Origin of the sequence: Aquimarina discodermiae (genome assembly GCF_040786235.1) — a bacterium.
GTDB lineage: Bacteria > Bacteroidota > Bacteroidia > Flavobacteriales > Flavobacteriaceae > Aquimarina.
Genome location: NZ_JBFMKP010000021.1, coordinates 82702 through 89768 on the forward strand (window position 1 = coordinate 82702; position 7067 = coordinate 89768).

Consider the following 7067-nt stretch of genomic DNA (forward strand, 5'->3'; position numbering starts at 1 on the left):
ATTAGACTTTTACTCGAAAATTTACTTTGCCTGCCTAGCTGAAAACAAGGTCTTCGATAGTTCTTCTGAGCTATGTTGAAGTACAATTTTCTATCGAAAATCACTCTGACCGACGTAAATTTTCTTATCTCGAACTTACTTTAATTGAGGTTCTGATATTAAAAAAATCATTCATGTTTACTGAATGATTTTTTTATTCTACAGCCAGCGCGAAGCCCACGGTTGCCAGCGCGAAGCCCACGGTTGCCAGCGCGAAGCCCACGGTTGCCAGCGCGAAGCCCACGGTTGCCAGCGCGAAGCCCACGGTTGCCAGCGCGAAGCCCACGGTTGCCAGCGCGAAGCCCACGGTTGCCAGTGCGAAGCCCACGGTTGCAAACGCGATACTATGGCAGTTCTCCATTTCATTAAGAAAACTACTCTAATATTATGGTCTCAGGTTACAAAGAAGTAGCTAGATGTTGATTTTCTAATTGTTTTTTTAATGCTGCTCTCTTCTTTTTATATCCGCCTTGTTGATATTTAATCGTATTACTTTTGGTATCTGCCCAAACCAGAGTGATCATTTCTTGGTTTGAACACATTGCTATTGGACTATCAGGAGCTAGTGTAAGAGCTGTCATTTCTTGTTCTTTTGTCCATCCCGCTTGATCGAGAGTTCCGAACCCGTTAGATAGTTCATTGATAGCAGTATATATGCCAGTTAATCCAAATATTTCGGTAAACGCATTAGGAGTATCACTATATCCTCCTCGATGTACCAAATGCATTTCGCCAGATGCTGTTACCATGGCCATCTGCCCAAGATTTTGATATTCATTAGCCAGGGCAGCCATCTTTTTTGAAAAATGCCCTACTGTAAAATCCATAACAGACCATTGATGTATAGAAGTATTATTTTCTGGTGCTGGATTGTCTTGAAAATCAACCGCATCAAAAGCGTTAAAAGCTCCTGTGTTATATGAAGTCATTCGCATTTTTCTTGTATTTCTTTCCTTATAAACTAAGAAAAGAGAGGCACCTAATTGTTCGATAGTCATAGGCCCATCTGTAAGTTGGTTTACAGGGACTACAGTGTTAGAAAAACCGGTAGCAGTCCCTTGCATAGATTGTATAAAATGATCAGAAGATACCCAGCATAACATAAATTTATGTTCACAACTTTTCATATCATAATATGCAGTTAAGGCAAGACTTCCTGAAGTGTTTTGCTGTAAAGATGTGACTTGCGTCCATTCCTTTTTTGAAGCACTATACGAACTGGTTAGTAACTCTCCTTCTTTACCCTGAAAGACCAATAGATTGATGTCTCCAATAGATGCCATGGCTATAGCTCCTGTAGTGATGAAGCCTAATTCATTAGGTTGTTCCCAACCAGAATCGGTATGTAAGCAATCGTATAACTGACCATTTTGATCAGAAAAAACCATGTGTAATCCTGCCGTACCTTGTGTAATGGCTAATGCTTTTCCGGCCTGAAGATTAGTGTTTATAGGTTTTTCCCATTCAAAAGATTCCTCCCAAAGAAAGCGAAACCAATTGGCACCATAATCGTTTTTGTAAAGCGATTCTAATTGATAATTTTTTTCGATGGTTTTGATGAGGTTATAATGATTATAAGGAGTAGAAATTACAGTGCCAGGCGTTATCATATCTCCTAAAAGTACGGTGTATATTTGATTGGGACCGTCATAATTCGTATCATAACCTGTTGCATTAAAATCTGCTTCATCAAAAGTAATTACCAGTAGTGTTCCTTTAGGAATGTTAGATTGTGCCCATGCCTTTGCCGGATCGGTTAATAATAAATCAATATCCAAATTTAGTCCTATAGTGGTTTCTCCTGCAGCGACTCCTCCTTCGAGCTTATCACTCTCTATGTTACCAAGAAATACATGCTCTAACCAGGCCGATAGTTGAGGTACTAACTGTGTACGGGGATTGGTGTCGATATGAGTATTATACAGATAGTGCCCATCGTTCCAAATATCAGGCGTAAACCAACTATACTCTGGTAAAGATTGATTGGCGACATCTTTCCAGAAATTGATATCACTTACAATTTTATTCCACCGGTTTTTATCTTTTTGAATGGTATGAAAGGATGCAAAAGCATTGTGTTTTCTATAGTATCGGGATAGATTTTTAGAATTTTTAGGAGGGTATTGATTTATGGGTTGATCTGAAGTGGGATAGGTTTCTTTTTCCCATATTTCCTTCCAGGGATCTCCGGGATATGCTTCCATATAAGCTTTCCAGCTTACGTTTTTTGCTTCTAACAAATCTACTAACGTCTCTTGTGGTAGTGGAGCTGCTGGAGGCGTGTCATTGGTAACTCCGCAAATTTCACCTGCCAAAGAAGCCAGATAATTGGTTTGTGAAGGGTGAAATGCACCGAAATAGTTGGTCATATCGGCACCTGCGGCAGCAAGTTTCTTTAAAAAAGGATCCTGAATCACATAGTTTCTATATTGATTCTCAAACATAACGGTAATAATGCGATCGAATGGTTTTTTCATAATAGATGGATTATTGTATGTTTAATTAAAATGTATAAATATTTAGGTTTTAAGTTTTTTTAGATCCGATCTCTTATTTCGAGGTTAATTCTTTAGCCAACCAGTCAAATTGCTTTCGCTCTGCCAAAGGGATATACTCGAATGGTGGCCCAGCTACTTTTCCTTCCTCATTTCCGGGGATGTTACAACTTAATAATTCTGCCGCAAGTTGTTTCATCTGGTACATCATTGCTATTGCTTTATCAAGTAAAGAAGATTGCCCATTAAACGTAAGGTGTAATAACTGTAAAAAGTGAGAGTACAACTGGTTAAATTCATCTGCTTTTGTTCTGGCCATCGAGTTTGCAGGAAAATCACTTGCCTTTGGGTTTGCTATCATGTCTATTGCAGCATTCCAATTAATAGAAATCTTTTTACCTGTGGGTTTTTTTGTTGGATGATCTCCTTCTCGGTATTGTTGTTCGACATAGACTTCATAAAATCTATAGTAATGCGCTACTTCTTTATCCTGACCAAAATAGGTGTTGTCACCATCGTAAATAGAATCAGAAATCCCCTCACCCTGATCGACAATAACATCTATAGCAAAAAGAGCCGTTTTCAGGTTTTCTACAACAATTACTTCGCCACTATTACTAGTATATTCTTTGGGAGTGATTTGCAGGTTTTTCTCACCATCAAAAATTGCTTCTTCACCATATTCTTTTACCAAATAGACTAGTTGTTTTTTGATAGTGTCATAAAACTCACCAATAGTTTTGCTATTTATGTCTATTGGATGCAGAAAACTATTGATATGTTCTCCTGTAACATTAAGTTGTTCTTGAGAGGGTTTTTCAATTTCTAAAAATGCTTCAATCGCAGGTTTAGAGAATTTTATAATCCCAACGTCAAATTTGCGATCTGCAAAATTAAATTCTGCGGGATATTCTGGGATAAATTTTGGGTTATCTATAAGAGGAGTTCCTCCTACCGCATTCAAAATATTACAGGCCAATGTCATATGTAGCATTTCTTCCATTACTACACTGCGTATTACCCCATAAGCAAAAGCATTTGTATCTTGATTGATGGTAAAAAGTGTAGCTAAATATGGAGGGATGGTAGAATGTTCGAGCTCTATCGCCGTTTGTAAATTATTGAATAATTCTGCTTTATATGTGGTCAACATATTTAATTTAATTAAGTCATTAGTACTGTTATTTGCAGTGTAAACTATAAGCGAAGTTTGAAATATTTCTAGTTTGTAACTTCCTGCATCTTATCAAAAATAGCATTTATAAGATGGCACTACTAACCTTTTTTATGTGATTCTTTTAGCAACTAATAGTGGTGGTTTTATAAACGATTGATGGTGTAGTTTTTAAGATAAAATAACTACTTTTAAATGCGTATATAAGTTAAAAAAAATATAGCACTTATCTCTTGATAGAGAACAAATTTATTTTACGAATTGCGGTAGTAGAAATAAAAAAATAAATATCTGTAAATACCTTAAAAGGTAGCAAAATAGAAAAGCTGTTTTTTGTACACATAACCAAAGATATTTTAGGTTGAGGAATGAATGGAGTTATCGATATAAATTTTGTGAATTTTAGAACCCCTTCTCTATGAAATGACGCGTCATTAAATCATTTCATAACTTAAATTAACCGCTTTATATGAGATCTGTTTTGCACAAAAAATAACCCAGATCATCAATTGACAACTCCACCATTCCGATTTTGATACTACAAATTTACGAGAGTGTTATCTGAAATAATATTTCAGCATATTTCATAAGTGGTGTTCGCCTATGTAGGATACTATGAGAAACGAGGTAAGCTGAAGGTTGTTTTTTAGCAATTTTAAAGTAAATAGAATGGATCACTTATACTGCAAGACTTTTTCTTAATTTTGCATTTTTAAAAATCAAAATAGTATGATTTCTATAGATGCGTTAGCAGTAGAATTTAGTGGCCAAACTTTATTTAGTGATGTTTCTTTTGTTATCAATGAAAATGACAAAATAGCTTTGATGGGTAAGAACGGTGCAGGTAAATCCACAATGATGAAAATTATTGCAGGTGCTCAAAAATCAACCAGAGGAGGTGTTAGATGTCCCAAAGACACGGTAATTGCATACCTGCCACAACATTTGCTTACAGAAGATAATTGTACTGTTTTTGAAGAAACGTCAAAAGCCTTTGCTAGCATTCTAGCCATGCGTGATGAGATAGACAGCTTAAATAAAGCGTTAGAAACCAGAACAGATTATGAGTCTGATGAGTATATGTCTATCATAGAAAAAGTCTCAGATTTAGGAGAGAAATTTTATGCACTCGAAGACATTAATTATGATGCAGAAATAGAAAAAGCATTAAAAGGTCTAGGATTTAAGCAAGAAGATTTTACCAAACTTACCAAAGAGTTTAGCGGGGGTTGGCGAATGCGAATAGAGTTGGCAAAAATATTATTGCAAAAGCCTGATTTAATTTTGTTAGATGAGCCCACAAACCACATCGATATCGAGTCTGTAATTTGGCTAGAAGATTTTTTGGTAAACAAAGCAAATGCTGTTGTTGTTATTTCTCATGATAAAGCTTTTATCGATAATATTACTAATAGAACTATAGAGGTAACTATGGGAAGAATTTATGATTATAAAGCTAATTATTCTCATTATTTGCAATTGCGTAAGGATCGATTAGAGCACCAGATGAAAGCCTATAAAGAACAGCAAAAATTTATTGCAGATAACAGAGCATTTATAGAACGATTTAAAGGCACATATTCTAAAACGAATCAAGTGACATCCAGAGAACGAATGCTCGAAAAGTTACAAATCATAGAAGTTGATGAGATGGATACTTCATCTCTTAAATTGCGATTTCCGGCAGCTCCCAGATCAGGAGATTATCCTGTAACCGTAAAAAACCTAACAAAAAAATATGGTGATCACACGGTATTTAGAGAAGCGAATATGTCAATCTCTAGGGGAGAAAAAGTTTCTTTTGTAGGGCGTAACGGAGAAGGTAAATCAACCATGATTAAAGCCATTATGAATGAAATTGATGTTGAAGGAGATTGCCATTTGGGGCATAATGTAAAAGTGGGATATTTTGCTCAAAATCAAGCAGCACTATTAGATCCCGAATTAACCGTTTTTCAAACTGTAGATGAGGTTGCCAAAGGTGATATAAGAACTCAAATAAAGAATATTTTAGGAGGATTTATGTTTGGAGGTGATGATATCGAGAAAAAAGTGGGAGTACTTTCTGGAGGTGAAAGAACTAGATTGGCAATGGTAAAATTACTTTTAGAGCCCGTTAATCTATTGATTCTTGATGAACCAACGAACCATTTAGATATTAAATCCAAAGATGTACTTAAAGAAGCATTACTGTCTTTTGAAGGAACACTTATTTTAGTATCCCATGATCGTGATTTTTTACAAGGATTATCTCAAAAAGTTTTTGAATTTAAAGAACAACGTGTTATAGAGCATTTTGAGACTATTGATGATTTTCTAGAACGAAATAGGATTAAAAACCTGAAGGAGATAGATTTAAAGAGTTAGAAGTACTTAGTTATATTATACTTGTTTAAAAAAATCGAGGATAAAGAATCCGTTTGTTTTTTCTGAGAACTTCAAAACGTAGAAAAAATTCATACGAACCTGTATTAAACTCGGTATTTCCTAATGCTGTTGTTTCCCAGTCATAGGAGAACCCTAACATGAGATCTTCTGAAATTTGAAACCCGGTAAGTGCGCTGATCGCAGCATCCCATCGATATCCAATACCTAGAGTAAGTTTTTCTCTGAATAAAAAGTTCGCAGACAGATCTACCTGAAGCGGGGCTCCCGAAACAGCCTTGACCAGTACTGCGGGTTTCCATTTTAGAAATCGGTTAACATCAAAAACACATCCACCAATAAGGTAGTAGCTCATCCTTTCTTTGGCCAAAAAAGAAGCAGACATGTCTTGATCTCCGGATTCATTAAAATGTTGTGTTTCTAACAGATTGGGTACAGAAGCTCCCAAATATAGTTTTTCTGTATGATAATAAATTCCAACGCCAACATTAGGAGAGAATTTATTATCTATATTGGTCTCTAATGACAGATCAGAGTTGGTATATTGATTAAGCTTATCAAAATTAACATCTAATAAATGACCACCTCCTTTTACTCCAAATGCTAATTGTTTATCAAGAGTCAGATTAATGGTATACGAAAAATCAATATCGAAATACGTTTCTTGTGTGGGTCCTATTTTATCATTCACTATAGACAATCCTAATCCAACCTGATTATGTGAACCAATAGGTGAGTTTATGCTTATCGTTTGTGTAACAGGCGCTCCACCAATACCTACCCATTGATTTCTATATAAACCAATAATACTCATTGCATCTCTTGAGCCTGCATATGCAGGGTTAACGCTTATGGTATTGTACATGTATTGCGTATATTGAGCATCTTGTTGAGCAAAAAATGTTTGGGTGAAGAGCAGTAATAGAACTCCCCATATGAAATAGGTTCGATTCATTTTTTAAGGTTTATTTATT

The 7067-nt window shown here is 35.7% G+C and carries 5 protein-coding genes; 1 reads left to right on the forward strand and 4 read right to left on the reverse strand.

What is annotated here, in order from left to right:
- Positions 1 to 193 precede the first annotated feature (193 nt).
- The 3 genes from ABW636_RS14710 to ABW636_RS14720 form a co-directional block, all read right to left on the reverse strand.
- On the reverse strand, positions 194 to 400 hold the full coding sequence (locus ABW636_RS14710; protein WP_367590825.1) for a hypothetical protein: 207 nt from the start codon (positions 398 to 400) through the stop codon (positions 194 to 196).
- A 37-nt stretch (positions 401 to 437) separates the two neighbouring features.
- Positions 438 to 2516 carry an alkaline phosphatase family protein gene (locus tag ABW636_RS14715; RefSeq protein ID WP_367590826.1) on the reverse strand — a complete coding sequence of 693 codons (2079 nt, stop codon included), beginning with the start codon at positions 2514 to 2516 and terminating at the stop codon, positions 438 to 440.
- Between the two features lie 73 nt (positions 2517 to 2589).
- Positions 2590 to 3684: a ferritin-like domain-containing protein gene (locus ABW636_RS14720; protein ID WP_367590827.1), complete on the reverse strand. Its 1095-nt coding sequence runs from the start codon at positions 3682 to 3684 to the stop codon at positions 2590 to 2592.
- Between the two features lie 753 nt (positions 3685 to 4437).
- Between ABW636_RS14720 and ABW636_RS14725 the strand changes: the two genes are divergently transcribed.
- Complete coding sequence (locus ABW636_RS14725; RefSeq protein WP_367590828.1) at positions 4438 to 6075, forward strand: ABC-F family ATP-binding cassette domain-containing protein; 1638 nt, start codon at positions 4438 to 4440, stop codon at positions 6073 to 6075.
- 25 nt (positions 6076 to 6100) lie between these two features.
- Here ABW636_RS14725 and ABW636_RS14730 read toward each other — a convergent pair whose 3' ends face one another.
- Positions 6101 to 7048: a PorP/SprF family type IX secretion system membrane protein gene (locus tag ABW636_RS14730; RefSeq protein ID WP_367590829.1), complete on the reverse strand. Its 948-nt coding sequence runs from the start codon at positions 7046 to 7048 to the stop codon at positions 6101 to 6103.
- Between the last annotated feature and the right edge of the window lie 19 nt (positions 7049 to 7067).